This window comes from Nonomuraea sp. NPDC050022 (assembly GCF_044460705.1).
Lineage (GTDB): Bacteria > Actinomycetota > Actinomycetes > Streptosporangiales > Streptosporangiaceae > Nonomuraea.
Genome location: NZ_JBITKE010000002.1, coordinates 987,369 through 1,010,875, shown reverse-complemented (window position 1 = coordinate 1,010,875; position 23,507 = coordinate 987,369). Strand labels below are relative to the sequence as shown.

Genomic DNA, 23,507 nt, shown 5'->3' with positions numbered 1-23,507 from the left:
GGGACGTTCGTCGACACTGCTCCCGAGGAACTAGCCGAGGGCGTGGTCGAGGTTGAAGGCGGCGCTGATGAGGGCCAGGTGGGTGATCGCCTGCGGGAAGTTGCCGAGTTGCTCGCCGGTGTGTCCGATCTCTTCCGCGTACAGCCCCAGGTGGTTGGCGTAGGTGAGCATCTTCTCGAAGGCCAGGCGGGCTTCGTCGACGCGGCCGGCGCGGGCCAGGGCTTCGACGTACCAGAACGAGCAGATCGAGAACGTGCCCTCCGGCCCCTCCAGACCGTCCGGGCTGGCTTCGGGGTTGTAACGGTAGACCAGCGAGTCGGAGACCAGCCCGCTGCCGAGGGCGTCGAGGGTGGACAGCCACTTGGGGTCGGTGGGGGAGACGAACTTGGTCAGCGGCATCATCAGGATGGACGCGTCCAGGACGTCGTCGTCGAAGTGCTGGACGAACGCCTGCAGCGAGGTCGACCAGCCGTGTTTCATGATCTGGTGGTAGATCGTGTCGCGGGCCCGGCGCCAGCGCGGTATGTCGGCGGGGAGCCCTCGATGGGCGGCCATGCGCATGGCGCGTTCGATGGCCACCCAGCACATCAGCCGTGAGTAGACGAAGTCCTTGCGTCCGCCGCGGGTCTCCCAGATGCCTTCGTCGGGTTGGTCCCAGTTCTCGCAGACCCAGTTGATTAGCGTGCAGACCTGCTCCCAGCGGTCGCTGGAGATGGGGTTGCCCCATTTGTTGTAGAGGTAGATGGAGTCGAGGAGTGCTCCATAGATGTCCAGCTGGAGCTGGCTGACGGCGGCGTTGCCCACGCGTACCGGCGCGGACCCCCGGTAGCCCTCCAGGTGGTTCAGCTCGGATTCGGGCAGCTCGCTGCGTCCGTCGATGCCGTACATGATCTGCAGCGGGCCGGTACTGCCGGCTCCGGTGAGCGGGACGTGCGTGGACAGGAAGCCCATGAAGGCTTCGGCCTCCTCGGTGAAGCCGAGCCTGAGCAGCGCGTACACGCAGAACGCGGCGTCGCGTACCCATACGTAGCGGTAGTCCCAGTTACGTCCGCCCTTGACCTGCTCGGGCAGGCTGGTCGTGGGCGCGGCGACGATCCCCCCGGTCGGCGCGTAGGTGAGCAGCTTCAGCGTGAGGGCCGAACGGTGGACGACCTCACGCCACCTGCCCCGGTAGCGGGAGGCGGACAGCCACTTCCGCCAGTACCGCACCGTGGCGGCGAACTGCTCCTCCGCCTCCGCGCTCGGGCAGGGTCGTGGGGTGATCCCGTCGCCGATCCGGTCGAGGGCGAATACGGCGTGTTCGCCCTCCTTGAGCTCGAAGCTCGCCCAGGCGTCCCGTCCGTCGGTTTCGATGGGCACGCTGGCGGACAGCGCGAGGGACAGGGACTCCGACTCGAACGTCGTCCGGGATCCGTGCTGGTGGACCGTGTGGGGTTGCCTGGCGTAGTCGAACCGGGGGGCCACCCGGGCGCGGAACGGGAGGGTTCCACGGACGCAGGTCACCCGGCGGATCACCCGGTGCCGGTCCACCTCGTCGGAGTCATCCTCGATCGGCATGAAGTCCTGGATCTCGCCCACCCCGTCGACGGCGAAGAAGCGGGTGATCAGGACATTGGTGTCGGGGAAGTAGAACTGCTTGGTCTTCGCCAGGGTGTCGGCGTACAGCTCGAACGACCCGCCCTTGTCGGCGTCCAGGATCGAGGCGAACACGCTCGGGGCGTCGAAGCTCGGGCAGCAGTACCAGTCGATCGTGCCGTTGGTGCCCACGAGCGCGACCGTGCGCAGGTCGCCGATCAACCCGTGCTCTCCGATCGGCAGGTACCGCGAGTCCTCGGGGTAGCCGCCTGGTCCAGCCGTCATGTCTGTTCCCTGCCACGATTCCGGGAAAATATGCAGGTCAGAGCGGCTCGACGCGCGCTCAGGCCGCCGAGGGTGGTGGGGGCATGCCGTACGAAGCGCTCATGGTCAGGACCCGCTTCTCCAGATAGAGGCACATCATCTCTGTCACGGTGTCTCTGTTCTGCGGCGTGAGGTGGAATGTCTCCACCGCTTCATGTTCCTTCAGGACATCGACCCACGGCTCGGCGGGGGACATCACCGTGCCTAGGATGAGGCACGGGCTTTCGAGCATGTCGAGTACGACCTGCCGAAACGCCGCCGAGTACAGCTGCATGGGCCCGATCTCGTCCACCAGCACGATTCCCCCTGGATTGTTCGACAGGGAGGCACGAAGGGCGGGCACCGCGACGCCGTCCAGGAATTCGAGGTCCACGCCATACTTGAGCCGTCCATGGCTGAGCAGTCGCCCCACGCGCATATCACTGTCCGAATCAATGGACGCGAGCCGGCCTGACCGGCCGTCCAGCATCTCGATCTCGAAGCCCACGCGCTTGCCGTCTATCCGCCGCTCGGTGGCGTAAAAACCCACGACGCTCTTGGGGGCCAGTCTGGTGACGACATTTCTCAGGGCCGTCGTCTTGCCGACCTTTTTGACGCCAGTAAAGAGCAGTGCCCTACCCATGATCGCTCCCCGGAATGAGTAGCCGCGGCAAACCGGCGCCCTTGAGGTCGCCCCAGAGAACCGGGTTCTGGCGGCCATTGCTATAGTCACGCACTTGATGGAAAACCAGGTCGTACAGACTGGCCAGACCGATGACGTTAGTCGTTCCCGGACTGCGTAGCTGTTCGAGCAGGTAGTAGGAGAAAACGCCATGTCTGAGAGTGCCGTCTTCCCGCGCGACTTCGTCGTCGGCGCAGGCCGACAGGAAGATCGTTCCTGAACCGAGCGGCAGGTTTTCCAGCCGGATCCGCGGTCGGTGCGTTCGGCGCTGCTCCGCCAGCAGGGGCCCGGTTATCCCACGCCCATCGGAGTAGCCGGAAAAACAGGCATCGAGGATGAAGACCACGAGGCGCGCATTGAGCCGGCTGGCCAGCCGGGCCAGATCTGTATGCACCTCGATGGCGCTCGAAAGCAACGCGTGCCGCTGGGTGTCATGGCAGACCAAGAAGCGTGACACTTTATCGAGGCCGGGATGAATTTCGGGGGAGCCATGCCCGGCGAAGAAGATCAGCACCGCGTCACGGCGGTCGACGATCCGTGCCAGTCGCACCCCGATAAGGTCGATGATGCCCGACCGAGTCGCCTGATCGTCCACGAGTGGATGCACCCGCACACTTGATGCGTATAACGCCCGCCCGAACAATTCAGCAAAGGCGAGCGCATCCGCTCGGGCGTATGACAGGTCGGGGATCGTTATATCGGCATACTTGTTCACGCCGATGAGCACCGCATGAAGCCGGGTCATTCGTGACCCCCTGCCGAGCGGTGTTCGAGGTAGTCACGCAGCGCCTCCGCCGCCAGCAAGTCGCCGTAGCCCAGGAGCGCCGCCCCATCGGGGACGGGATATGAGTAAGAAGCGTGCAGTTTGGAGCGTGAGGCCGCCAGCTGGTGATACTTCGAGCCGTCACGAAGGCGAACGATGGCCAAGGACGTCACTTTCAGCAGCGCATCGGCCGTGTCGGACAGCATCGTCACTGACTGCTTCTCGTCCTGACGCCCCAGTCCCAGCATGCGTCGCGCGGTATTGGCCTCGGTGACCACTCCGTCCAGGCCGCCCAGAATCTCCGCGACCTCGGTCAGCGCGTCGAAGAGCCGATAGAAGTCATGCGGCACCACGTCGAGCACCACGAGGGCGCCACTCCGCCTGGCCTCGGCGACAGCCCCGACGACCGCCGCGAACCGTGGAACGGAGCGGGAACGAAGACAAAGCCCCGAGATCCAGATGAGATCCCATGGCCCGAATTCGCCGGCGCGCACGAAGTCGCTCGACAAGGCGTCATTGGCGCTTACCGAGGACGTGAACATGTGGCGCGCGCCGGACGCGTCGTAAGCCACGAGGGTACGAGCCGTGGGAGCCGTCGTACTGCGCTGAACCCGGCACTCGAACGGCGCCGCGGCCAGCGCATCGCCGATGATCTCGCCGGCGGCGTCCTCGCCTACCGAGCCGACGACTGTGGGTGAGAGCCCGAACTGTACGGCCCGTCTGGCGAATTGGTAAGCGGTGCCACCTACCTGGTCGGCTATGGGACCGCGCACCAACAGTTCGCCAGAGGCGGCGACGCGGGACCAGGTTTTCGGCAGCCAGGTCTCCACGACGGTATCCAGACACAGGTCGCCCATGACGAGCACCCGAGGCGGGTCGTTCACCGCTCTGTTCCCGTGGGCATGTCGAGGATGTGGCCGTGATTGATCTTGTCCCGGTAGTAATCACGTAGCTGTGGATGGCGTGCCAGATCAACCGCCACCGGCAGCAGGTTCGCTACCTTTATTCCGTCTCCAGCAATGGCACCGGCTTTGGCCGGACTATTGGTCAGCAGGCGAATGGACGTCACCCGCAGGTCGTACAGAATGGCGGTCGCCTGCTCGTAGTGCCGCTGGTCGTCGCCATAGCCCAACCTCCGGTACGCCTCGGTTTGCGGGATGCCCTCCTCGGCGGACAGCTGAGTGGCCAGCATCAGCGCGAAATGCCCGTTGGCTCGTCCCTCCTGATCGAGCCAGATCACGACCCCCCTCCCGTGTTCCTGGATCGTCGCCTGCGAGGCGGCCATCTGCTCGCGGCAGTCGCATTCGATGCTGTTGAACACGTGGGCGGAAATGCAGGCCGAGTGGACCCGGCACGGCACTTCCTCCTGTCCGCTCACCTCGCCGTGGACCAGGGCGACGCTCTCCGCGACCCCGTCGTAGTAGAGAATCTCCCGCCAGCTGCCGAATTTCGTCGCCAGCGAGCGCTCAGCGAGTCTGACGATCGCTCTTGGCATGCTGCTACTCCAGATTGTCGGGCAGTTGTAGACCGGCCTGTTTCCGCAATATCAAGTTCAGGGCCATGACATGGCTGCAAGTGGCGTGCACTGCGAAGAAGTCGCACGTGCACGACCAGGAGCCGGCCTCGAAGCTGATATGCCGCTCATCGTGTTCGGATCGCATGGTGACCTGTAGCGAGTCGAGGCAGAACCTGTCCTGCTCCCGGGCGTAACGCTCCGCCTTCTGCCACTTGGCGGCGACCGCCGCTGTCATATCAGGCATTGTTTTCCGTTTCTTCATGGGTTTCCAGCCAATTCTGGATCTCCGTGGTAAGTCCGATCCGCAGGACACGGCTCTCCGTCAGAGCGCTCTGCGCTTTGTCTCGGGCGCTTTCGCGAGCGCTGTTGGCCCAGGCGAGGAGCGCTTGGCCGAACTGAGCGTGTACCAGCCACACCTGATCCCCGAGCGTCTCGGAGATCTGCCGGCTCTCCATGAACAGCCTTTCCGCGTCCGCGGTCTGACCGGTCTCAAGAGCGAGTTTGGCCATCTGGAACAGGGTCGCCTGCTCCATCACCGGATCTCCGACCAACTGCTCCAGGAGCAGCGCCTCCTCATACAGAGTCCGGGCGGAGTCGGTCCGGCGCGCGGCGTGTTCTATTCGCGCCCGCTCATGGATGGTTTTGGCCAGGGCTCCGTCACGACCGGCGCGGCGTCGGCTCTCGTATACGCGGGTCAGCAGCTCCTGCGCCTCATCCAGCCGGTCCTTGCGATAAAGAATCTTGGCGATCTGATGATCGATGTCAGAGATCGCCTCTTCGTCGTCGGCCAGCCGGCGCGCATCCCGATAGACGGTCTCCGCCTGATCGAAATCGCCCATCCGGTAATGCACTTGGCCTACCCCGCGAAGTGCCTGCAGCCATAGACCGCGGGCGTCCGCCTCCATCGCCAAGTACGCGGCCTGTCCGTAGGCGTCTTCCGCGTTCGTGAAGGCGGCGAGCCGATATTCCACCAAGCCACGGACGATGAGGAAAGCCGCCTGACGTATCTGATCACCGGACTGGGACGCGGACCGGACGGCGGCGTCAAGCAGGTCGAGCGCCAAGGGCCACGGTCCCCGGCGGATCAGCGGGAGGTCCCGGTGGCCCACCACCGTTTCGCAGTAGCTCAGGATGTCTCGCCAGAGCCCCAGATCTTCGGCGACGCGCAGCGCTCTGCGGATGTTGCCCGACTCGTCGGCGGGATAGTTGCCCTCGTTCGCCAATTCCAGCTGTTGGGCGAGTTGTGATCTTACGAGGTCGCTCATCTTCTCCTGGGACAGCCCCGCGTGCCGGCGTCGCAGATGGGCGACAAGGAGCGAATGCATGACGCAGCGTGTGCCGCCTCCCGGCTGGTCGTGGCGGTCGATCAACGCGGCGCCATGAAGCTCGTTGAGCGCCGCGTCGAGCCGGGATCTCGTGGTGGGGGTGAGCTCACGGCCGCCCATCGCCACATGCCGCCATGCTGACTCCTCGGCTCCGTCCTCGAAGACGGCCCAGGCGTCGAGGAGGTCGCGCACGGCGGGAGTGCGCTCCTCCAGAAGAGTGATCACTCTGCCGAGCATCTCGCTGTTGACCGCGAGTGGCCCGCCGCCGCTCAGCCTCAGGAGATCGTCCCGCATCTCCGTCCAGCGTTGTCCGAGCTGCAGGAGAGACGCTGTGTACTCGATGGTCTTCGGATGCCCGAAACACAGCCGAGAGGCTTCGGCTACGTGCTCATCCGCGCCCACCAGCCTCCGCGCCCTCTCGGTTCCGCCCAGACAGGCGACCATGAGTTCGCGGGACGCGTCCTGGGGCAAACCTGTCACGGTGATCCAATTCGCACCGATGATGCTCTGCAGCTCGGCGCGATAGGAGTAGGAAATGAGCACGGCACGTCCGCCGAGGCTGGTGTCCCATGAGCTCAGCAGCGCTATGACCTCCGCGAGGACGGATTCGGGCGCTTCATCGATGTCATCGAAGATGAGGAGGAAACGGCCGCGCGAGAGTCGCATGGCGACCTCTTCGGGCCGCATGGTGCCTTCCCCTTTCGGCCAGCCCAATACCTCGGCGAGATCGGATGCCGCGAAGCTGCCCCGTAGCGAGAAGTAACCGATGCCGCCACGAAATCGCCAACCGTAGCGATTGGCCATTGTCTGTACTATGGTCGTCTTTCCGTTTCCGGTGATGCCGACAAGACCTATGTAAGGACTTCCTCGGTCTTCGTCGAAGAGCCGGTGATAGAGGGCGAGCAGTTCGTCGGCTCGATCGACGACCGCGCGGTGCTGCGTCGGCACATTCGCCGGCGGATTGCAGGCGAAATAGCTGGGGCGTCCGCTGGTCGGCATGGCGTCGAACGCGGGCGTGCTTTCTCGTGGCCCGCGGACTCGGATGGGATCCGCCGTATTTCTCAGGGGAATGCGGCGAAGCACGGCTTGCGAGGCGCTGTTGACCACCTGGCTGAGCGGGGTCCTGGTGAAAAGGAGTCCGTAGATTTCCTCGATGGCGCGCAGGGCATCACGCCTGCTGATGCTGCCGGCCACGGAGATGGTGGTCAGGTTGCGATTGGCGAGCGCCAGCCGGTCGGCGAGGCTCTCGGTCGAGCATCCGTTCAGGACGAGCAGACACTGCTGACGGTTGGGAAACGCGTCGGCGAACTCGTCTTCTCCCACCAAGATCGCCGTGCCGTCACGGTCTTCGAACTCGATTCCGCCACCACTATGAGCGGCCACGTGAACAATGTCGAACTTATCAGTGGCAAGCGCGCGCCTAAGGTTACTGATGGTCGGCGGCGTTAGGCGGAGGATGTCCACTTCCGCCCCCGCTTCCTCCATCGCGGCAGTGACGTGCGCAAGCTCGGTTTCCGGGTGAAGCCGCCCAGGGTCGTTGATAGGCGACGGCGTGACCAAGAGCAGCCGTATCGGCGCAGTGCTCGCCGCCAGGGCCTCGTTGAGTGTTACGGGCGTTGTCACGCTCGCCTCCCGGCATGAGGGGAAGCCCTAAATTATGCAGCCGCTCGCTTAGTCTAGACGGAAACTTCGCGCAGAACACCGGCAACCTTTTGACGGACACCGCGCTCCGTTGAACGCGAAGGATGTGCGCTTCATAGCGCTGTGCCCGCTTTGCGCACATCGCAGGTAAGCGATCAGCGCGATTTGTTGATCAAAAGCAGCCGTGCGTGGCTCTTAAATGTATTTATGGTTGGTCATGCTGACCTGTCTCGCGTCGAGGGACACGTGGGCGGCGCCGGTCCTGCTCCACGTCGGCCCGCTCGGCCGCCGTCACCTCCCCCTGGACTGTGGTGGCCCGCCCCTGTGGTGCAGGATCTGCAGTACCACGCGGTCAGTAGCGGCCGCTGATCGCCAAAGGGCCACCCGAGGGGGTTCTCGGGTGGCCCTTTCGCGCGTTCCTCCTTCCGGCTGTCAGCGGTTCCTTCCGGTTGTCAGCACCTCCTGCCGCTGTTGATGCATCGCACGACGTTGTTCATGAGCTGCTTCGACATCAGCGCGATGGCACCCGCGTGGTCGGTGTTCGGGCTGTTCCCTTCGCTGGGGGCGCTGTCCACCATGAAGGGGACGTTCGTACCGTCGGGCTGGGTGTTGGGCACGTCGTCGTAGACGAGCGTGACGCGCAGTTGCGGCACCGCCTGGGTGTCGGCCGGGCAGGCTCCGTTCTCGTCGGGGAAGACGACGTGGGTACGGTGGTCCGCGCTGTCGAGGTTCTGGCCGTCCCAGCAGCTGGGCATGTCGAAGACGCGCATGAGGTCGCTGCCGGACGGGCAGATCGGATACTTGTCGGTCAGCCTGTTGGCGAAGCCGGTGCAAGTCCACGTGGGCCGGGCGTTGGCCGCGTCACTTGGCGCGTCACTGGGTGCGGCACTGGCGGTGTCACTGGCCTTGGCACTGGCCGTGTCACTGGCCTTGGCGCTGGCGGTGTCACTGGCCTTGGCGCTGGCCGTGTCAGTGGGCGGGTCGCTCGGCACGTCACTGGCCGTATCGCTGGGCAGGTCGGTAGGCACGTCAGTGGGCAGGTCGGTGGGCACATCGGTGGGCAGGTCAGTGGGTACGTCACTGGCAGTGTCGCTGGGCGCGTCACTGGCGGTGTCACTGGGCTTGCCGCCGCTCACCGCCTGCGCGTCGCCGGTGATCAGCCTGAGGAACTGAGGCGCGGCCGTGACCTTCGACATGGCGTTGCCACGGAACTGCAACTGCACCAGAGACGGCCGCACGGCGTTGCCGTCCGCCCCGCCTACCCGAAGGGTCGGCCAGAAGTACGTCGACCTGTCGGCGCGGATGCGGCAGGTGGTGTCCGAGGCGGCCAGGCTCTCGTTCGTGGAGAAGGCGTCAGTGGACACATTGCCCACGTAGTCGTTCAGCTGCTGGCCACCCTTGGCCACACCTGGAGCGGTGATGACGTTGTCGCTGTTGGCGTGACCCTCCTGGGGCGTGCCGCACCTGGAGACGAAGGAGCCGCTGGAAGCGGACCTCTGCTGCTGCTGCACGGGGTCGACCGACTGGATGTCGACGAAGTCGTCGGCCGTCGGCCCGGCCGCCGCCTTCGCGCTCGCGCTCGGCTTCGAGCTCGCGGCGCCGCCGCTGCTGAGCGTGCACTTGGCCAGGCCGTCCAGCCCGGTGGGCCGGTCGGCGACTCGTCCGATGGCTGTGGCCATGCGGTTGATGGTGGCTGTTCGTTTGTCGGCCAGGGGGCCGAGGATGGCGTTCTGTACGAAGTTGGGGCCGCCTTCCCCTGCTGAGGAGACGAGTCGGTTGTTGGCTTCGTTGATCTGGGTTTGCAGGAGTTTGAGGTTGCGGTCGATTTCGGCTTGGGCCTGGGCGGGAATGTCGGGAAGTTTGCCTGCTACGTCCGGGCAGATGATCTTGTTCCCGCCGGTGGCGGGGGGTGTGGTCGCATTGTCGGACGGCGGTGTGGTCGCGTTGTCCGATGGCGGTGAGGTGGGGGGCTCTGAGGCGTCAGGGTCCTGGGTTGCGGGGGCGGTCGCGCCGCCGCCGTTGCCGAGTTTGCAGGTGGCCAGGCCGTCCAGCCCGGTGGGCCGGTCGGCGACTCGTCCGATGGCTGTGGCGATCCGGTTGATGGTGGCTGTTCGTTTGTCGGCCAGGGGGCCGAGGATGGCGTTCTGTACGAAGTTGGGGCCGCCTTCCCCCGCTGAGGAGATGAGCCGGTTGTTGGCTTCGTTGATCTGGGTTTGCAGGAGTTTGAGGTTGCGGTCCACTTCGGCTTGGGCCTGGGCGGGAATGTCCGGCAGTTTGTCGGCGACGTTCGGGCAGGTGATCGTGTCCGCGCTGGCGGACAGGTTCACCATGTTCCGCGACTGCCCGGATAATGGGCCACCCGCCAGAACGAGGGCGACACCTCCGACTAGGGAAACGACTCCCAGCCATGGCCTGAATGGCTTGCTCCCCGAGGCATTCGCCATACGGGAACTCCTCCCGGATTGATGACGTGGGCGGGAAAGCCCGCTTTTCATCAGATACGGGAGCATCGGCAGCATGGTTCACCCGGATGGAGAAGTAGCAGGTCAGACCGGCGATTCGGGCTTGACGGCGACGACCTCGCCGTCGTCGGTGTTCACGTACAGGATCGCGGGCGGTTGGGGGCCATAGGTGGTGTGAGCGGCACGAGAGTCGCGGCAAGCAATGGCGATGACGATTCACCTCGTCACACAGCGTCCTGGGAAATGCGGCAGCAAATTCGCGCCCTCTTTGGAGCTGATCGCGATGGCGCGTCCCACCTGGGTATTTGCTCTTTCAATCGTTCAGCGGGATATCTCTTCAGGGCGGTCGCTGAACAGCGATCTGGCGTTTGCACCGGAGAATGCAAGGTGTTATCGGCGGATCTCTCACCGGTCCGGACAATGCGAATTCCGGCCGATGAAAGCTTCATTTCCACGTAGCAGGTCCGGGCGGCGCCGGGCGCGGTCGGTGTCGCGATGGCTCTATGCACCTAACCAAGCGCTTGCTACGCTCCGCTCATGCTGTCCACGATCGTCTGGGGCACCGGCAATGTCGGCCGTGCGGCCATCCGTGCCGTCGAGGCTCATCCGGCACTGACACTCACGGCCGTACTCGTCCACGATCCCGGCAAGGTCGGCCGCGACGCGGGCGCGCTCGCCCGGCTCGACCATGATCTGGGGGTCACGGCGACCGACGACGTCGAGGCGGTGCTGGCCGCCGGTCCCCGCGCCGTCGTCTACGCGGCGTCCGGCGACATCCGCCCCGACGAGGCGCTCGCCGACATCATCAGGGCGATCCGGGCCGGCGCCGTGGTCGTCACCCCCTCGTTGTACGCGCTCTATGACCAGCGCAACGCCCCGCCGGAGCTGCGGGAGCCGGTGCTGGCGGCCATCGCGGACGGTGGCGGCTCGCTGTTCGTCTCCGGCATCGACCCGGGCTGGGGCAACGACGTGCTGCCCCTGTTGATCAGCGGACTCGGCGGCACCGTGGACGTGATCCGCTGCCAGGAGATCTTCGACTACTCCACCTACGACCAGCCCGACTCGGTCCGGTACCTGGTCGGCATGGGCCAGCCGATGGACTACGAGCCGCCGATGATCGCGCCGACGGTCCCGACCATGGTGTGGGGCGGCCAGGTACGGCTGATGGCCAGAGCCCTCGGCGTCGAACTCGACGAGATCCGCGAGAGCCGCGACCGGCGCCCGCTCGACGCCACGGTGCGTACGGAGACGATGGGCGAGTTCGACGCCGGCACCCAGGGCGCGGTGCGCTTCGAGGTGCAGGGCATCGTCGAGGGCGAGCCCCGCATCGTCATCGAGCACGTCACCCGCATTCACCCGTCCTGCGCGCCGGACTGGCCGACGCCGCCCGACGGCCACGCGGCGCACCGGGTGATCATCGAGGGCCGCCCGCGCATCGAGGTCACGATCGAGGCCACCGACGAGGGCGGCAACCGGGCCGCGGGCGGCAACGCCACCGCGGTCGGCCGGCTGGTGAGCGCGATCGACTGGCTCGTGGCGGCCGAACCCGGGCTCTACGACGCGCTCGACGTCCCACTGCGCCCTGCGATCGGCAAACTCGGGAGGAAACAGCCATGAACCTCGACATCCCCGAGGGAAAGGACGCGATCGAGTACGTCTGGGGTGAGATGGTGCCCGGCATCGGGACCGCCGCCTCGCACTTCTCCCTGTCGGTGTACGCCCACACGACCCTCGGGCTCCGCGAGTTCGAGGCGGCACGGCTGCGGATCGCGCAGATCAACGGATGCGCCTTCTGCCTGGACTGGCGTACCGAGCGGGACGGGCAGAAGGTCGAGGAGGAGTTCGCCGACGCGGTGACCCAGTGGCGCACCACCGACGCCTTCGACGACCGCACCCGGCTCGCCGCCGAGTACGCCGAGCGGTACGCACTGGACCACCACGGCCTCGACGACGAGTTCTGGACCCGGATGACCGCGCACTACAGCCAGCTCGAGATCGTCGAGCTGAGCATGAGCATCGGGTCCTGGCTGGCCTTCGGGCGGCTCAACCACGTACTGGGCCTCGACACCGTGTGCCGGCTGCCCAGCGGCCGTTCACCCGCCACGCGGCGGGCACGCTAGATCTTTCCAGGCTTTCTCCAGGCGCGAGCTGCAGCAAGAACCTGTTCTCATCCCACCGAGAGTAAGGAACATCGGATGAGTGACAACACCCCGGGCGAGGCCGGTTCCAGAGGTGTCTCGCGTCGTGGCTTCATCGCCGGAAGCGTGGGCGCTCTGGCCCTCGCGGCCCACCCCACCGCGGCCCAGGCCGCGGCTCCGGCGGCGGCCGGTCCGATCGGCAACGGGGCCCATGTCCAGGCCCTGGTGATCGGCACCGGGTACGGCGGCTCCGTGGCGGCACTGCGTCTCGCCCAGGCGGGTGTCGACGTACACATGATCGAGATGGGCATGGCCTGGGACACCCCCGGCTCCGACGGCAAGATCTTCTGCAGCACGCTCTCCCCGGACAACCGCTCCTACTGGTTACGTACCAGGACCAAGGCGCCACTCAACTACTTCCTCGGCTTCCCGATCGACCGGGACATCTCCCGCTACACCGGGGTCCTGGACGCCGAGGACTTCAGCGGCATCACCGTCTACCAGGGTCGCGGCGTCGGCGGCGGGTCGCTGGTCAACGGCGGCATGGCGGTCACCCCCAAGCGGGAGAACTTCGCCGCCATCCTCCCGTCGGTCAACGCCGACGAGATGTACAACACCTACTACCCGCGGGCCAACGCCGGTCTCGGGGTGGGCACCATCCGTTCGGCCTGGTTCGACTCCACCGACTGGTACCAGTTCGCCCGCGTCGGCCGTAAGCACGCGCAGCGGTCCGGCTTCCCGTTCGTCTTCGTACCCGACGTGTACGACTGGAACTACATGGAGCAGGAAGCAGCCGGAACCGCCACCAAGTCCGCCCTGGCCGGCGAGATCCTCTACGGCAACAACTACGGCAAGAAGTCCCTCCAGAAGACCTACCTCGCCCAGGCCAAGGCCACCGGCCGGGTCACCATCTCGCCGCTGCACAAGGTCACCTCGGTCGCCCCGGCGGCCGGTGGCGGCTACACGGTCGTCATCCAGCAGATCAACACCACCGGTGACACCACGGCCACCAAGACCGTGACCGCGGACCGGGTGTTCTTCGCCGCCGGCAGCGTCGGCACCAGCAAGCTGCTGGTCAAGCTGAAGGCCACCGGCGCGCTGCCCAACCTCAACAGCGAGGTCGGCAACGGCTGGGGCGACAACGGCAACGTCATGTGCGGCCGCGCCAACCACCTGTGGGACCCGACCGGCGCCTCCCAGTCGACCATCCCCTGTGCCGGCATCGACAACTGGGCGGCCGGTGGCGCGTTCGCCGAGGTCGCGCCGCTGCCCACCGGGATCGAGACCTTCGCCTCGTTCTACCTGTCGATCACCAAGAACCCCAACCGCGCCCGCTTCTCCTGGAACGCCACGACCGGTCAGGTCGATCTGAACTGGCAGACCGCCTGGAAGCAGCCGGCCATCGACATGGCCAAGTCGATCTTCGACAAGATCAACGACAAGGAGGGGACGATCTACCGGACCGACCTCTTCGGCGTCTACAAGGTGTGGGGCGACCACCTCACCTACCACCCGCTCGGGGGCGCGGTCCTGAACAAGGCCACCGACAACTACGGACGGCTGGCCGGGTATCCGGGCCTGTACGTCATCGACGGCTCGCTGATCCCCGGCAACACCAGCGTCAACCCGTTCGTCACCATCACGGCGCTCGCGGAACGGAACATCGAGAAGATCATCGCCACTGACTTGTAGCGAGCGAGCGAGCGATTGAGTGAGCGGGCGGTCGGTCGATCGGCCGCTCTGGAAGGGGCTGCGGCCTGCCCGCCGCGGCCCCTTTCCACGCTCGCTCTCACGACCCGGGCGCCTCGCCACGCCGCTGCCTTCGCCACCACGCCCGCCGTGGCCGCCTCGCCACCCGACACGCCCGCCACCGGCGCCACTCGACGCGCCTGCCGGCTGTACTGATCACAGACGAGGAAGCCCTTCGGTGGCGACGGCAGGCGGAGCGGCGGGCGTCCGAGGTGGTGGCGGCGAGGTGGGGTGGCGAGGGCAGGCGGAGCGGCGGGCGTCCGAGGTGGTGGCGGCGAGCCGGGGTGGCGAAGACACCCGCTGTAAAACGGGTGGCGGAGTGTTCGGGTCGGTTGGCATCGTGGCGGGATGGTCGCATCGCGCGGTGACGCGCTGCCCGCTGACTATGACGATGATCCGGGCCGTTTCGCGGCGAACCAGCGGGCGACGTCCCGGTTCTCGGCAGCGGGAGACATCTGTCGTCGGCGAGGTTCTGGACGTGGTGGGGGCGACGCCCTGGGACGAACCGCTGGTGAGCCTGCCCGACCGCGCGGCCGTCGCCCTCTACCTGCGGGGCCGCGGCCTGTCGGAGTCGGCGGCACACGACGCTTCGCTCCGCGTGGCCACCCCGTTGCGCGTGACCAAGAGGGGATCACTCGTCTGGGCCCGCCGCCGTGCGCGCGATTGACGAGCCCGCTCGTCCGGGCGCGGTGGACAGGGTCGCCCGTCCGGACGCGGCGGAAAAGGTCGCTCGTCTGGGCGGCCCGACCCCGCCGTCTGGAGATGTTAGGTACGGGCGGGGCCGGGGGGCCGGTTTCGGGGTCTCAGGTGGCGTTGGTGTTCTGCGCGGCCTGGTAGACGGCCATCGCCTCGTTCCCGAAGAAGGGGCCGAACATGAAGTCCGGGGCGAAGTCGTACTTGAAGCTGTTGACGGAGTTCAGCCAGCCGAGCCCGGTGGACTCGTTGAACCCCTGGAACCACGGACCGCCGCTCGCCCCGCCGGTCATGTTGCAGCGCAGCCCCTGGTCCCGGGTCATGACGGTGTCGTTGAACGCGCGCCCACTGCAGTAGATGAGCCTGGAGCCGTCGAACGGCGGCGCCGCCGGGTAGCCGAAGGAGAACATCTGCCGCTGCCTCGGCTGGTTGAACGCCACCCCCTGCCCGCCCACGACGTCGGTCAACGTCCGTCCCTGCAGCGGCGCGACCACGACCGCCGCGATGTCGAAGTTGATGTCCTCGTTGGCGTTCCACTGCTGGGTGGTCAGCATCCTGCTGGCCACCCAGGTGCCGAACGGCCGCCGCCCGTTGTCGAAGCCCGGGATGAACACCCAGTTGCGGTGGGCCGCACCGTCGATCTTCACGCAGTGCCCGGCGGTCATCACGACGCTCTCGTTGGCGCTGGTCACCGCCGTACCGGAGCAGGAGGCGTTGCCGCCTTCGGCGGTGGTGAAGAAGACGCGTCCGGTGGTACGTACGACGGCGCCGCCGTCCGTCCACCGGAGGCCGGGGCTGTTGGGCACCCGGGCTCCCTGCTGGGCGGTGGCGGCCGAGGCGGTCTGGACGCGCGTCGCGCCGCCGCTGGTCCAGGGGGTGCGCTGGGTGATGGTGGCCGAGGCGCCGCGGGTCGCCCACGGGGTTCCCTGGGTCGGCCCGCTCGACCGAGTACCACGTCGCGGCGTGGGCGTATCCAGTGGCCGCGCCGCCAGTGTGCGCTGCTGCGTCCAGTACTGCAGGACGTTCCTGCGTTCCGACGAGGAGTCCGTGGCGGACCACCTGACGGGCCTGGGGTCGAGGCCGGTCCCGCTCCTGGCCTGGGCGGCGCCCGCTGGGACCAGGGCGCCTGCCACGGTGAGCGCGACGGCGGAGAGCAGGGCGACTCTGCGGTGCATACATACCTCCCGAAACCGGAATCTGCCGTCAGGAGGTACGTATGGAAGCCGCCATCTTCCTCAAGTCATGCTCATTCGGGTATGGCAGCATTACTGGGCGATTGTGCGGTGATACTGCGGGTTATTTCGGCCATCCTGCGGAGGAGTCGGGTCAAGGCCTCCTGACGCCGTGCTTCACAATGTGATGCCATGAATCCCGCCGCCCCCGAGGCCGTATGGCTGGCGCCCACCGACGTCGAACGTGACCTGTACGCGGCCAAGACGCGCGGCGACTGGGCCGCGTACTTCGACGTTCTCGCGGGCACGGACCTCTATCACGCGATGTCGCGCGCTCAGGCCGACGCCAAGCCGGGCTGGCTTCACTACAACGCCGCGTACTGGGGCCCTCAGCCCGGAAGCCCTCTGAGCCTCGCGTTCGTCACCGAGGGGATGCTTCCGGCGCCCGCCCCCGACCCGGTCTTCTTCGAGGTCGACCTGGGACAGCTGGTCCAGGACTGGCCCCAGGACGACGAGTGGCTGGCCATCAATCCGGGCACCCCATGTGAGGCGTTCTTCCCCGCGACGGCCGCCCATCGGCAGACGTGGCGCCGGCATGCCGACCGGATCTCCAGCACGCGCCGCAACCAACTGCGCACGTTGTGGGTCGGGGGCCCGCTGCACGGCGACGTCGCTCACGGCCTGGCCTGCGGGGCGCTGCTCTGCGTGAACAACGCCTCGCTCTGGAACGCGATGGGCTGGCACGGCACCGGCTACGTCCGTGAGCGGAGACGCCTGGAGGAGTGGTGGGAGATCACCAGCCGGGAAGGGTGGCAGCAGGCCCAGGAGGAGCTGCTCAAGGGCCGGATGAGCAGCTCGGTCTGGGGATTCGTGCTGGGGATACGCGGCACGCTCGCCCGCGACTTCGGTGGCGCGGTCGAGGTGGATCACTGGCGTCAGGTGACGTCACGGGTCATACGGCATCGCGCCGCGGAGAACGCGACCACCCCTGACCCCGAGACGGAGGCCGAGGTCGCCGGAGCGCAGCGGCTCATCGGACGAATCATCCGCTACGAGGCGCGATTCCGCGCGGACGGGCTGCTTCCCGGGGGCGGGTTCGTACGCACGGTGGAGGCGTGGGACTACGGGCGGGCGTCGAAGATGGCCCGCTGGGGGCTCGGCGCCCGCTACTGCGACCTGGCGGAGGCCGAAAGGGCGGTCCTGCGCGCGGGCGCGGTCAGCCGGATCAACTACCGCTCCTGGGAGGAGTTCTCCGCCGCCTACATCCTGGGCCGCTGTCTCCACTTCGACGAGGAGGAGTTCGGCGACTGGTACGGGGAGATGCTCAACGCCCACCGAATTCTGACGACCGACCCGAACAGCCCCTGGCTCAACATCCCCTTCAAACGATGAAGGCGACCTGACACCCCCGAAGCCGCTGGTCACCGAGCGCCGAGCGGACGGCTGAAGAGCCCGTCCGGTCGGCGCTCGGCGTTTTGACGTCTCCATGACATCACGGCGGTCGACGCAAGGCACTTGCGATGACGCCATCATGACGTCATAGTTGCGTCATGGACCTCGCGCCGTACGTAGATCACCTCCGCCGCGAACTCGCGGCCACCGCCCAAGCGGGCGACGACGACGCCCGCGCGATCGCCGAGCGTCTCGCCGCGGCGCTTGAGCCGGCCACCCGGCTCGCCCTGCTGGAGGCGCTCTCCGCCGCTGCGGACGAGATCACCCGTGATCTCGCGCCGGGCTCGGTGGAGGTGCGCCTGCGCGGCCGCGAGCCCGGCTTCGTCGTGACGTCACCGCCCGTCGGCCAGTCGTCCGGGGACGCGGGCGAGACCGCGTCGGCCAGGGTGATCGACCCAGGAGCCAGAGCGGACGCAGGAGCCAGAGCGGACGCAGGCGTCAGGGCCGACGAGGGCGGGACCTCGCGGATCTCGCTTCGCGTCCCCGACCACCTCAAGCCGCGCATCGAGGAGGCGGCCGCCGGAGACGGGCTCTCGGTCAACACCTGGCTGGTCCGCGCGGTCTCCGCCGCGCTCGAACGCGACGGGAGCCGGCACCGGGGCGCCCAGACCGTTCGGAGCTATACCGGCTGGGTGCGCTAGCCGGGCTCACAGCCACGCGTAAGCGGAACACCGCCGAATCCAGCCGTCGAATCCATGAGGGAAACGCCATGCCAACCTTCGACACCCCCGAGCCCATCGTGGCCATCATCGATCTGGCGACCGCCAACGTCCGGATCAACGCGAGCGATCGCACCGACACCGTCGTCGACGTACGCCCGAGGGACGAGTCCAACGACGCCGACCGGCAGGCCGCCGAGCAGGCCCAGATCGAGTACGCCGGCGGCCGGCTCCTGGTGAAAGTGGGCAAGCCCCGGTCCGCGTCGCTGTCCGGGTGGAGCGGCTCGATCGACATGCTGGTCGAGTCGCCGAAGAACTGGGCCCGTTCGCTGCTCGGATGGGACGGTTCGGTCGACGTGACGATCGACCTGCCGGCCGGCTCGCGCGTCGACGCGAACGGGACGGCGGACTTCCGCTGCAGGGGCCGACTGGGCGACGTGAAGTTCACCGCCTCCTACGGCGACATCCGGCTGGAACGGGCGGGCCGGCTGCAGCTGAAGACCGGCTCCGGCGACATCTCGGTGACCCGGTCGGTCGGGCACGCCGACATCTCCAGCGCCAACGGCACCATCCGGGTCGGCGAGATCGACGGCACGGCGGTGGTCAAGACCTCCAACGGCGACCTCGTCCTCGGCGCGGTGACCGGTGAGTTGCGGCTGAACACCGCCTACGGCGACATCATCGTCGACCACGCCCTGGCCGGCGTCGCCGCCAAGACCGCCTACGGCAATGTCCGGATCGGTGAGGTGGTGTCCGGCGCGGTCGTGCTGGAGACCGCCGGCGGCCGGCTCGAACTCGGCATCCGGGAGGGCAGCGCCGCCTGGCTGGATGTGAGCTCCCAGTACGGCACCGTCGACGTCGACCTGGACGCCTGCGACGGCCCGGCACAGGCCGACAAGACCGTCGAGGTACGCGCCCACACCGCCTACGGCGACATCGTGATCCGTCGTTCATGACACAAGAACCATTCATGACACAAAACCAAAGGAGAGATCTCATGCCCCCCGCGATCGTGGCCGAGGGTCTGGTCAAGAAATACGGCACCGTCACCGCTCTGGACGGCATCGACCTGTCGGTCCCCGAAGGCACGGTCTTCGGATTACTCGGCCCCAACGGCGCCGGCAAGACGACGACCGTGCGGATCCTGACCACCCTGCTGCGGCCGGACGCCGGACACGCCACCGTCGCCGGACTCGACGTCGTCGCCGACGCCCAGCGCCTGCGCTCCCACATCGGGGCGTCCGGCCAGTACGCGGCGGTCGACGAGCACCTCACCGGCGCCGAGAACCTGGAGATGGTCGGCCGCCTCTACCACCTGGGCACCAAGCGCAGCAGGCAACGCGCCCGCGAGCTGCTGGAGCGCTTCGACCTGACCGACGCCGGCGACCGCCCGGTGCAGGGCTACTCCGGCGGCATGCGGCGCCGGCTCGACCTGGCCGGCGCGCTGGTGGCCGATCCGCCGGTGCTGTTCCTGGACGAGCCCACGACCGGCCTGGACCCCCGCGCCAGGGTGGCCCTGTGGGAGGTCATCTCCGAGTTGGTCGCGGGCGGCACGACCGTACTGCTCACCACCCAATACCTGGAGGAGGCCGACCGGCTCGCCGACCGGATCGCGGTGATCGACCACGGGCGAGTGATCGCGCTCGGCACCGCCGACCAGCTGAAGGACCAGGTCGGCGGCGACCGGATCGAGCTGACGCTGAGCCACGCCGCCGACCTGGAGACCGTACGCCGGGTCCTGGCGCCGCTGGCCGTGGCCGACGTCCGGACCGACCCCACCTCCCTGAGCATCACCATCCCCGTGGCGGGCGGCGCCGCCTCGCTCACCACCGCCCTGGGTCACCTGGCCGCCGAGCGCGTCACCGTACGCGACGCCGGGCTGCGGCGGCCGACCCTGGACGAGGTCTTCCTCAGCCTCACCGGCCACCAGGCCGCCACCGACGACACCCGGGAGACGGTCCGATGAGCGCCCTTCAGATGGCGATCGCCGACGGCATGACGATCAGCAAGCGCAATGCTCTCAAGATCAGGCGAGCCCCGGACCTGCTCGGGGGCGTGATCATCTTGCCGGTCGTGTTCGTGCTGCTGTTCGTGTACGTGTTCGGCAGCATGATCGACCTGCCCGGCATCTCGTACCCGGAGTATCTGCTTCCGGGGATCTTCGTCCAGACGATCGTCACCAGCGCGCAGATCACCGGCTACACGCTCACCCAGGACCTGCAGAAGGGCATCTTCGACCGGTTCCGCACGCTACCGATGGCACCGTCCGCGGTGCTGGTCGGGCAGACGCTCTGCGACATGCTCATGAACATCACGAGCATCGCCACGATGGCGCTGGTGGGACTCCTGGTCGGCTGGCGCGTCCACTCCTCTCCGCTCGAGGCTCTCGCGGGGTTCCTGCTGCTGCTGTTGTTCGCCTACGCCTTCTCGTGGGTGACGGCGACGATCGCGCTGGCCCTCCGTACGCCGGAGGTGTTCAACAACATCGCCACCCTCGTGTCGTTCCCGCTGGTCTTCCTGTCCAACGTCTTCGTCGACAGCTCCCGGCTGCCCGGCCCGCTCAAGCCCGTCGCCGAATGGAACCCGGTCTCCACCTTCGTCCAGGCGGCGCGCGAACTGTTCGGCAACACCACCGCCCTCAGGCCGGTGCCCGACGCGTGGCCGCTCCAGCACGCGGTGGCGGTGTCGGTGGGCTGGTGCGTGCTGATCCTGGCGGTGTTCGTCCCGCTGGCCACGCGCCTGTACAAGAGGGCGGTCTCCCAATGAACCTCCCCGCGGGACGGCACGTCGACGTCGAGCGCGACCGGATCGTTCAGCGCGTCCAGCAGGCCTACGCCGACGGCCGCCTCGGTTTCGCCGAGATGGAGGAGCGGGTCGAACGGGCCCTCACCGCCGTGACCCAGGGCGATCTGGCGCGGGCGGTCGCCGACCTGCCCGACCCTCCCGAGGAGGAGGTGGTCCTGCTGAGGTCCACCGGCGGGCGCGTCAGACGGACGGGCGACTGGCAGGTCCCGCGCGTGCTGCGGGTCGAGTCCGAGTACGGCGGTGTGCACCTCGACCTGTCGGAGGCCGTCATCGACCATCCCGAGATCGGGATCGAGCTCCGGCTCGCGTACGGCTCCGCGCTGATCATCCTGCCGGCCGGCGCGACGGCGAACGTCGACCAGGCGCGGACCGAGTGGGGGCGGGTGATCTGCAAGGCGCCCGGTCGTCCGCGTCCCGGACGGCTGCATGTCCAGATCGCCGGGGAGTTCGCGTACGGCCATCTTCGGGTCCGCCACCCGCGCGGCCTGGTCAGATAGGCGCGCCCGACGGACCTGGAAGAGCAGCCGGGCTCGGCTCAGACAGGCGCGTCAGACGGGTCGGCCGGAAACGTCGTGAGGCCCCGGAGCTCCTTGCGCGACAGCAGGCCGAGCTTGCGCAGCGAGCTGGAGACGTGGCTCTCCACGGTCAGCCTGGACAGGAACAGCTCGGTCGCGATCTCCTGGTTGGTCTTCCCCGCCGCCGCCAGCAGCGCCACCTCCCGCTCCCGTGACGACAGCGTCTGCCCATGAGAGGGCCGCCCGCCGCGCCACGGATAAGGGATGGGCACCCCGTTCTGCCGCATGATCCGGCAGATCCGGGCGATGACGGCCCGGGCGCTCAGCGCGGCGGCCTGCGCGATCGGCGCTTCGGCGCCGTCGATCTCCGCGCTCAGCTCGTCGACCAGCGCGGCGGCCTCGCCGGCCGTCCCGAGAGTGTCCAGGGCGTCCACGAGGCACAGTACGGTCTCGGCGCCCCACACCCAGTTCCCCTTGGCCCGCACCTGGTCGAGCCCGGCGGTGGCCTGCCCGACGGCGCCCACGGCGTCGTCGAGGGTCAGCAGGAGCCGCGACAGCGTCATCCGGGCGGAGATGAGCGGCCAGACGGCGCCGACCCGCTCGGCGATCGCGATCACCTCGCCCAGGCCCGCCACAGCCTCCTCCGCCGGGCCTGTCGCCGCGAGCAGCGCGCCCCGCATCAGCCGCGAGTCCAGGGACCCGGCGGCGAACGTGGCCGCCGCGCCCTCCAGCGGCCGCAGGCGGTGTTCCAGCCCTTCCCACCGCCCGGCGGCCCGGTCGACGGCGGCCGTCACCAGCTCGACGACGTCCGCCACCCGGAGGTATTCGGCCTGGTCGGCGGCCTGACGGCCCTCGGTCAGCAGGCCCTGCGCGCGTTCGAGCCGGCCGATGTGCAGGGCGCCCTGCGCCCAGTTGAGGCAGGCGCGGGCGTGCTCTTTGGGCGCCGACCGCAGACCGTCGTCGCGCAGCAGGTCATCGATCAGCCGCCAGCTTCCCGGGTCGCCCTGTTCCAGCAGAAGCGACGCCCGCGCGATGCGTACCGCGATGTCGACGTCCCGGTCGCCGCTGCGACGCGAGGCCTCCTCGGCCTGCTCGCAGCGCGCGGTGTGCTCGCTGACGTGCCGGTTCACCACGGTCTCCGGCGCGGCGAGCACGGCGAGCGCGCGGCCGAGGAGCGCGGGCCGGTCCGCGAGATCGTCGATCGCGCCTTCGATCTGCAGGTAGCCCGCCCGCGCCTCACCCTGCTGACGCAGCAGGCGGCCGAGGGCGAAGCGCAACTCGCCACGTAGCGGAGCGGGGAGCGGCTCGGTGGCCAGCAGGCGTTCGAGTATCGGTACGGCCTGGGCGTGCGCCAGCCCGTCGACCGCCACCCGGCCGAGCTTGACGGCCAGCCGCACGCGTAGCTCACGGGGAAGCTCGCCGATCTCCAGCGCCTGCAGCAGGAACCTCGCCGCCGTGGCGTCGTTGCCGTGGGACAAGGCGGTGTCGGCGGCGGCCTCGGCGTTGCCGACGAACTCCGTCGTCTGGCCCGCGAGCCGGAAATGGTGGGCGAGCCTGGCCACCGGTCGGGGACCGGCCACCGACTCCAGGGCCCGCGCGGTCCTGAGATGCAGCCACCGTCGGCCGGACACCGCTACGGACTCGTACACGATCTGCCGCGCCAGGGCGTGCCGGAACCGGCACCGGCCGTCCTCCTCGTGCAGGAGTCCGACCGCCTGCGCCTGCCCGAGAGCACGGGCGATCTGCGCCGGGCCGCGCTCCGTGACCTCCGCGAGCACCCCGTCATCGGGCGCCATGCCGATGACCGCGGCGGCGCCGAGGATCTCCCGCGCCGCGTCGTCGAGCGAGCAAAGCCGTCGCAGCACCACGTCGCGCAACACCGTCGGAACGGCGAGCTCGGCCAGGACGTCCGACCGGCCGGGGATCACGCTCGCGGGCAGGCGCTCCAGGAGCGTACGGAGCACCTCCTCCACCACGAACGGGATGCCGCCGGCCGCGACGCGGACGGGAAGCCGTACGGCCCGGTTCGCGGATTCCACGGCACGTGTACGACCGGG

20 protein-coding genes are annotated in these 23,507 nt (G+C 68.1%); 10 read left to right on the top strand and 10 right to left on the bottom strand.

The genetic code is table 11. The annotated features are described in order from the left end of the window. Positions 1–30: 30 nt before the first annotated feature. From ACIBO2_RS11150 to ACIBO2_RS11115, 8 genes are all read right to left on the bottom strand, one after another. Entirely contained in the window at positions 31–1,860 is a 1,830-nt protein-coding gene (locus ACIBO2_RS11150; protein ID WP_397296554.1) for a glycoside hydrolase family 15 protein, read from the bottom strand. 58 nt (positions 1,861–1,918) lie between these two features. Next, on the bottom strand, positions 1,919–2,521 hold the full coding sequence (locus ACIBO2_RS11145) for a nucleoside-triphosphatase (RefSeq protein WP_358544362.1): 603 nt from the start codon (positions 2,519–2,521) through the stop codon (positions 1,919–1,921). Then, complete coding sequence (locus ACIBO2_RS11140; RefSeq protein WP_358544360.1) at positions 2,514–3,305, bottom strand: caspase family protein; 792 nt, start codon at positions 3,303–3,305, stop codon at positions 2,514–2,516. The genes ACIBO2_RS11145 and ACIBO2_RS11140 overlap by 8 nt, the downstream gene beginning before the upstream one ends. Further along, positions 3,302–4,153, bottom strand: a complete 852-nt coding sequence (locus tag ACIBO2_RS11135; RefSeq protein WP_358544359.1) for a PfkB family carbohydrate kinase — start codon at positions 4,151–4,153, stop codon at positions 3,302–3,304. Before ACIBO2_RS11135 ends, ACIBO2_RS11140 begins: the two co-directional genes overlap by 4 nt. A gap of 50 nt (positions 4,154–4,203) precedes the next feature. Further along, a complete protein-coding gene (locus tag ACIBO2_RS11130) occupies positions 4,204–4,818 on the bottom strand; it encodes a hypothetical protein (protein WP_358544358.1) in 615 nt (204 codons plus the stop codon). A gap of 4 nt (positions 4,819–4,822) precedes the next feature. Next, a complete protein-coding gene (locus ACIBO2_RS11125) occupies positions 4,823–5,074 on the bottom strand; it encodes an SWIM zinc finger family protein (protein ID WP_358544357.1) in 252 nt (83 codons plus the stop codon). A gap of 1 nt (position 5,075) precedes the next feature. Further along, on the bottom strand, positions 5,076–7,787 hold the full coding sequence (locus tag ACIBO2_RS11120) for a tetratricopeptide repeat protein (protein WP_358544355.1): 2,712 nt from the start codon (positions 7,785–7,787) through the stop codon (positions 5,076–5,078). A 470-nt stretch (positions 7,788–8,257) separates the two neighbouring features. After that, a complete protein-coding gene (locus ACIBO2_RS11115) occupies positions 8,258–10,135 on the bottom strand; it encodes a DUF1996 domain-containing protein (RefSeq protein WP_397296550.1) in 1,878 nt (625 codons plus the stop codon). 669 nt (positions 10,136–10,804) lie between these two features. Between ACIBO2_RS11115 and ACIBO2_RS11110 the strand changes: the two genes are divergently transcribed. From ACIBO2_RS11110 to ACIBO2_RS11095, 4 genes are all read left to right on the top strand, one after another. Beyond that, positions 10,805–11,884 (top strand): dihydrodipicolinate reductase, encoded by a 1,080-nt coding sequence (locus ACIBO2_RS11110; RefSeq protein ID WP_358544352.1) that lies wholly within the window; start codon positions 10,805–10,807, stop codon positions 11,882–11,884. Further along, positions 11,881–12,387 carry a carboxymuconolactone decarboxylase family protein gene (locus ACIBO2_RS11105; RefSeq protein ID WP_358544351.1) on the top strand — a complete coding sequence of 169 codons (507 nt, stop codon included), beginning with the start codon at positions 11,881–11,883 and terminating at the stop codon, positions 12,385–12,387. Before ACIBO2_RS11110 ends, ACIBO2_RS11105 begins: the two co-directional genes overlap by 4 nt. Positions 12,388–12,462: 75 nt before the next feature. After that, positions 12,463–14,097: a GMC oxidoreductase gene (locus ACIBO2_RS11100; protein ID WP_358544350.1), complete on the top strand. Its 1,635-nt coding sequence runs from the start codon at positions 12,463–12,465 to the stop codon at positions 14,095–14,097. A 235-nt stretch (positions 14,098–14,332) separates the two neighbouring features. Beyond that, positions 14,333–14,821, top strand: coding sequence for a hypothetical protein (locus ACIBO2_RS11095; protein WP_358544348.1), 489 nt, complete (start codon positions 14,333–14,335; stop codon positions 14,819–14,821). Between the two features lie 136 nt (positions 14,822–14,957). Here ACIBO2_RS11095 and ACIBO2_RS11090 read toward each other — a convergent pair whose 3' ends face one another. Beyond that, positions 14,958–16,022 carry a peptidase gene (locus ACIBO2_RS11090; RefSeq protein WP_358544346.1) on the bottom strand — a complete coding sequence of 355 codons (1,065 nt, stop codon included), beginning with the start codon at positions 16,020–16,022 and terminating at the stop codon, positions 14,958–14,960. Positions 16,023–16,211: 189 nt separating this feature from the next. Between ACIBO2_RS11090 and ACIBO2_RS11085 the strand changes: the two genes are divergently transcribed. The 6 genes from ACIBO2_RS11085 (at position 16,212) to ACIBO2_RS11060 (ending at position 21,432) form a co-directional block, all read left to right on the top strand. Continuing rightward, complete coding sequence (locus ACIBO2_RS11085; protein WP_397296547.1) at positions 16,212–17,411, top strand: DUF1266 domain-containing protein; 1,200 nt, start codon at positions 16,212–16,214, stop codon at positions 17,409–17,411. Between the two features lie 158 nt (positions 17,412–17,569). Then, positions 17,570–18,112, top strand: a complete 543-nt coding sequence (locus ACIBO2_RS11080) for a histidine kinase (protein WP_397296545.1) — start codon at positions 17,570–17,572, stop codon at positions 18,110–18,112. 68 nt (positions 18,113–18,180) lie between these two features. Next, positions 18,181–19,086 (top strand): DUF4097 family beta strand repeat-containing protein, encoded by a 906-nt coding sequence (locus ACIBO2_RS11075; protein WP_358544342.1) that lies wholly within the window; start codon positions 18,181–18,183, stop codon positions 19,084–19,086. Between the two features lie 41 nt (positions 19,087–19,127). Continuing rightward, on the top strand, positions 19,128–20,096 hold the full coding sequence (locus ACIBO2_RS11070) for an ATP-binding cassette domain-containing protein (RefSeq protein WP_358544340.1): 969 nt from the start codon (positions 19,128–19,130) through the stop codon (positions 20,094–20,096). Continuing rightward, the gene (locus tag ACIBO2_RS11065) at positions 20,093–20,896 is read left to right on the top strand and encodes an ABC transporter permease (protein WP_358544338.1); all 804 of its coding nucleotides are present in this window, start codon (positions 20,093–20,095) and stop codon (positions 20,894–20,896) included. The genes ACIBO2_RS11070 and ACIBO2_RS11065 overlap by 4 nt, the downstream gene beginning before the upstream one ends. Continuing rightward, positions 20,893–21,432, top strand: coding sequence for a DUF1707 domain-containing protein (locus tag ACIBO2_RS11060; protein WP_358544336.1), 540 nt, complete (start codon positions 20,893–20,895; stop codon positions 21,430–21,432). The genes ACIBO2_RS11065 and ACIBO2_RS11060 overlap by 4 nt, the downstream gene beginning before the upstream one ends. A gap of 38 nt (positions 21,433–21,470) precedes the next feature. Here ACIBO2_RS11060 and ACIBO2_RS11055 read toward each other — a convergent pair whose 3' ends face one another. Beyond that, entirely contained in the window at positions 21,471–23,489 is a 2,019-nt protein-coding gene (locus ACIBO2_RS11055; RefSeq protein WP_397296543.1) for a LuxR C-terminal-related transcriptional regulator, read from the bottom strand. Positions 23,490–23,507: the final 18 nt, after the last annotated feature.

Coding starts and splice junctions, on each gene's coding strand:
- ACIBO2_RS11075 (WP_358544342.1), top strand. CDS start 18,181: ATGCCAACCTTCGACACCCCCGAGCCCATCGTGGCCATCATCGATCTG.
- ACIBO2_RS11060 (WP_358544336.1), top strand. CDS start 20,893: ATGAACCTCCCCGCGGGACGGCACGTCGACGTCGAGCGCGACCGGATC.
- ACIBO2_RS11065 (WP_358544338.1), top strand. CDS start 20,093: ATGAGCGCCCTTCAGATGGCGATCGCCGACGGCATGACGATCAGCAAG.
- ACIBO2_RS11085 (WP_397296547.1), top strand. CDS start 16,212: ATGAATCCCGCCGCCCCCGAGGCCGTATGGCTGGCGCCCACCGACGTC.
- ACIBO2_RS11090 (WP_358544346.1), bottom strand. CDS start 16,022: ATGCACCGCAGAGTCGCCCTGCTCTCCGCCGTCGCGCTCACCGTGGCA.
- ACIBO2_RS11140 (WP_358544360.1), bottom strand. CDS start 3,305: ATGACCCGGCTTCATGCGGTGCTCATCGGCGTGAACAAGTATGCCGAT.
- ACIBO2_RS11130 (WP_358544358.1), bottom strand. CDS start 4,818: ATGCCAAGAGCGATCGTCAGACTCGCTGAGCGCTCGCTGGCGACGAAA.
- ACIBO2_RS11105 (WP_358544351.1), top strand. CDS start 11,881: ATGAACCTCGACATCCCCGAGGGAAAGGACGCGATCGAGTACGTCTGG.
- ACIBO2_RS11070 (WP_358544340.1), top strand. CDS start 19,128: ATGCCCCCCGCGATCGTGGCCGAGGGTCTGGTCAAGAAATACGGCACC.
- ACIBO2_RS11080 (WP_397296545.1), top strand. CDS start 17,570: ATGGACCTCGCGCCGTACGTAGATCACCTCCGCCGCGAACTCGCGGCC.
- ACIBO2_RS11115 (WP_397296550.1), bottom strand. CDS start 10,135: ATGGTGAACCTGTCCGCCAGCGCGGACACGATCACCTGCCCGAACGTC.
- ACIBO2_RS11100 (WP_358544350.1), top strand. CDS start 12,463: ATGAGTGACAACACCCCGGGCGAGGCCGGTTCCAGAGGTGTCTCGCGT.
- ACIBO2_RS11145 (WP_358544362.1), bottom strand. CDS start 2,521: ATGGGTAGGGCACTGCTCTTTACTGGCGTCAAAAAGGTCGGCAAGACG.
- ACIBO2_RS11110 (WP_358544352.1), top strand. CDS start 10,805: ATGCTGTCCACGATCGTCTGGGGCACCGGCAATGTCGGCCGTGCGGCC.
- ACIBO2_RS11125 (WP_358544357.1), bottom strand. CDS start 5,074: ATGACAGCGGCGGTCGCCGCCAAGTGGCAGAAGGCGGAGCGTTACGCC.
- ACIBO2_RS11150 (WP_397296554.1), bottom strand. CDS start 1,860: ATGACGGCTGGACCAGGCGGCTACCCCGAGGACTCGCGGTACCTGCCG.